Raw genomic sequence first — 255 nt, forward strand, 5'->3', positions numbered from 1 at the left:
GGTGGAGGATGGAGCATTTTCATACAATTAAAAGTCCCGGCAAATATTGGCTTGTAGACCAGTTAAAGAAGGACAGCATATCCAAAGAATTATATGAGACTTCATTAAGCAAACTCGTAAAGGAATGGAAGTCGAAAGAGTATGGCTTCATTTCAGTGCTTTTAGAGGAAACCTCTGAAGCAGTATTGTTGGATGAGGGATTTAATAAGGTATCGACGATTGTAGAGTATACACGAACGTTGGATAACATAGAAG

Annotated in this window: 1 protein-coding gene; it reads left to right on the top strand. The window is 38.4% G+C overall.

Going from position 1 to position 255, the window contains the following annotated elements; all coding sequences use genetic code 11:
• Positions 1–8: 8 nt before the first annotated feature.
• On the top strand, positions 9–255 hold a 247-nt coding region (locus RG959_RS24525; RefSeq protein ID WP_342799338.1), incomplete at its 3' end, for a hypothetical protein.

Origin of the sequence: Domibacillus sp. 8LH (genome assembly GCF_038806185.1) — a bacterium.
GTDB classification, from domain to species: Bacteria; Bacillota; Bacilli; order Bacillales; family Domibacillaceae; genus Domibacillus; species Domibacillus indicus_A.